The following is a 3597-nucleotide window of genomic DNA, read 5'->3' on the forward strand; positions in this document are numbered from 1 at the left end:
CCCGGCCCCGTACCGTCACGCGGAGTCCGTCCCCGACACGCCGACCCACGGCATCCCGAACCGGCGTGTCACGGCCCGACTCCGCCTGACGGCACACCGGCACGTTCGCCGCCCCCGTACCCTCACGCGGAGTTCCACCCCGACACGCCGGCCCACGGCATCCCGAACCGGCGCGTCGCGGCTCGACTCCGCCCTACGGCACATCGGCACCAACGCCGCTGCGACCCCCGCCCCGCACCGTCACGCGGAACCCGCACCCGCCACGCGGGGTTCCGGCGTCCGGGATCGGCGTGTCCACCCTCGACTCCGTAAGACGGTACTCCGCGCACCCATAAGACCTCACGCAGAGTAGTACAACTACAAAAAGTAGTGACGATCAGCGTGAAAAACCATGACAATTCGGGCTTGCGCGACCATTGCAACCCTCATAGCCTCGCTGATACATCCCCCGGCGTAGCATTACTACCGATTCAGCGATGAATCACCGCGACGCCTCCCATCACTGTCGATAGGAGAACCCATGAGACGACGGCGCACAGCCCTCGCCTTGACCGCGACGACGAGCGTCGTCGCGGCCGCCCTGCTCGTTCCCGCGACCGCAGCCTCCGCGGCCGACGAACAGCGCACCGTCACCGTCCACCTCGACCAGACCGTGCAAGAGGACTACCTCGGCGTCGGCGTCAACGTCATCCCGTGGAGCCTCCTCGAGGGCACCACGAAGTACGGCTACGACGACGCCGACTGGGAGGTCGACGTCGAGCGCATCCACACGCTCCAGCCCAAGGTCGCCCGCATCTGGTTCCAGATCGACTGGATGGAGCTCGAGAAGGGCCAGTACGACTTCGAGAGCCCCGAGATGCTCGCGTTCTACCGCTACCTCGACGCGTTCAAGGACGCGGGCACCGAGGTCGAGCTGAACTTCGGATGGAAGGTCGGCGCGCGCGTCCACGACTGGTTCACCATCCCCGGAGCCCCCGACCCCTACATCTCGGCCCCGGCCGACCTGCCGGCCTACGGCGCCTCGGCATCCGCTTTGCTGCAGAACCTCTTCGACCGCGGCTACGACAACGTCGATCACCTCACGTTCTACAACGAGCCCAACGGCAGCTGGGACTTCTGGGCCCCGGGCGACGAGAAGGCGTACTACGCCGACATGGCTCGCGCGGTGAGCGACCGGCTCGCCGCCGACGGACTGCGCGACGACGTGCAGATCTGGGGCCCCGAAGAGGTCAACGCGGTGGCCTGGACGCAGTACATGGCCGAGAACGCCGGCGACGTCTTCGACCAGTACTCGTTCCACCTGTACGGCGAGTCGTACGACGCGATGGGGGATGCCATCGCCCAGCGCCGCGCCGTCATCGGCGATGCTCCCCTCAACCTCTCCGAGATGGGCTGGACCAACCCGGGCACCAGCGTCTGGGAAACCGGCTACGCGAACTACATCATCCGCAGCGCCAACGACGGCGTGCACTCCAACCTCATCTGGCAGCTCAACGGCGTCATGACGGGCGACCCCGCGGGCGACACGAACGGCTCCTACAACCTGTGGGACTCGCTCATCCTCGGTCTCGAGCCCACGGCCGCGTTCTCGGAGGCGGGCCCCCTCATGCGGTACGTGCCCGCGCACAGCACGGTGCTCGGCACGGAGGTGTCGGATGCCGATGTGCGCGCGACCGCGTTCCGCGCACCGGACGGCGAGCTCACCGTCCTCGTCGAGACGCAGTCGGGCTCGCCGAAGGACGTGCGCGTGCAGTTCGACGGCGGCGACGCGACCGCGGACTTCACCCGCATCGCGTACACGGATTCGATCGCACAGCCCGGCGAGAACGCCCTGCTGCCGGCCTCGAGCGGAACCCTGACCCCGGATGCCAACGCCTTCACCGACACCGAGATCGGCGACGAGCACACCTACGCCATCTACACGACGGCCCCCGCGGCCACGCAGGTCGAGATGACCCCCGTGCGCACCTCGGTCGCCGGCGGTACGCAGGTGCAGCTCGGGGCGAACGTCATCGACGGCACCGGCACGCCGACCTGGTCGGTGGTCGGAGACGACAACGGCACCATCGACGCGAACGGTCTGTTCACGGCCCCGTCCGTGACCACCGAGCGCACCGTCGCCGTGCGGGCCACGCTTCCCGACGGGGAGTACGGCGTCGCGCAGGTCGAGGTCACCCCGGCCAGTACGGCCGGTGTCACCGACGCTCCGGTGTTCAGTCTTGAGCGAGGCGTCTACGACTCGATCGAGGCCGTGACGATCACGAGCGCCACCCCCGACGCGCAGATCTTCTACACGACGGACGGCAGCGAGCCCGCGGCATCCTCCACCCCGTACACCGGGCAGATCTTCCTCGAGCCACTCAAGACGACCTACCTGCGCGCCGTCGCGGTGGCACCCGGGGCGGACGCATCGGGAGTCACGTCACGCCTGTACAAGGTGAGGGACGTGCAGAACGCGCCCGACGGGTACACCTTCTGCCAGTACGCGGACGGCGGCGAGTGCGCCTTCGACGGGGAGGCGAACGTCGCGTTCGGGTCGGACGGGCTCTTCGTCTTCGGCACGTTCACCGACGGCGTGGACTGCGCGGTCGCCTCCTTCGGCTCGAACCCGAACCCGGGCGGCGACAACCGCTGCTTCGTCAACCCGGACGTGTCGGAGGAGCCGCCGCTGGTGAGCATCCTCAACGCCGGGTTCGAGCGCCCCGCGACCGGCGGGACGGCGAACGGTCCGATGGTGAACGGCTGGACCTTCAGCGCTCGCGCCGGCATCCAGCACAACAACAGCGTGTTCGTTCCCGCCTCGCCCGCCCCGCAGGGCGAGCGGACGGCGTACTTGAAGAGCGACTCGGGGCTGGCCAGCCGCATCGACCAGACCGTGGTCTTCCCAGCCGGCACCTACGCGATCACGTTCGCCGCGGCGAACCGCGTCGGCTTCGGCGGCCAGCAGGAGTTCGACGTCGAGGTCGACGGGCAGAAGCTCGGTCACTACGTGCCGGTCGGCGGCGAGTACCAGTACTACGAGACGGCGCCCTTCACGGTGACGCAGGGCGAGCACACCATCTCGTTCGTGGCGACCACGACCGAGGGCGACAACACGGGATTCGTCGACGACATCCGCGTGGTCGCTGCCGGCGACGCGGACACCACGGCCCCGACAGTCACGGTGAAGGAGGGCGCGGAGTTCACCCAGGGCGACGCCGACGCCTACGACAAGGTGAGCTTCAAGCTCTACGACGCCGGCAAGATCGACCGCGCGGTCATCAACGGCATGGTGAAGGATCTGACCGACAACACCTGGTCCGACGTCAACTTCGTCGCCCCGGGCGTCTTCGGTGCGGTCTCGGGCGAGAACACGCTCGTGGTGTACGACGTCGCCGGGAACAGCACGACGGTGACGTTCACGCTGCGCTGACGCTCACGCGAGGCCCGTCTCGCCCTTCGGGGCGGGGCGGGCCTCTTCGCGCATGGGCGTCGGGGGTCGCCGCGGTCCGGCTCCGGTCGATCGCGGCGGCCCCGTGTCACGAGAACAGGCGATGCACCCGGAACAGGACGGCATCCTCCTGATCGTCCTGTTCTCGGCGCATCGCCTGTTCTGAT

Annotated in this window: 1 protein-coding gene; it reads left to right on the forward strand. The window is 68.5% G+C overall.

Translation table 11 applies throughout. The features are described from left to right. The first annotated feature begins 520 nt into the window (after positions 1-520). On the forward strand, positions 521-3412 hold the full coding sequence (locus P2P98_RS04390; protein ID WP_275797579.1) for a chitobiase/beta-hexosaminidase C-terminal domain-containing protein: 2892 nt from the start codon (positions 521-523) through the stop codon (positions 3410-3412). The last annotated feature ends 185 nt before the right edge of the window (positions 3413-3597 follow it).

This window comes from Microbacterium sp. Kw_RZR3 (genome assembly GCF_029222405.1).
In the GTDB taxonomy this organism is placed as follows: Bacteria; Actinomycetota; Actinomycetes; order Actinomycetales; family Microbacteriaceae; genus Microbacterium.

What these genes read in the sequence shown, in the direction of transcription:
- P2P98_RS04390 (WP_275797579.1), top strand. Translation starts at nt 521, where the DNA reads ATGAGACGACGGCGCACAGCCCTCGCCTTGACCGCGACGACGAGCGTC.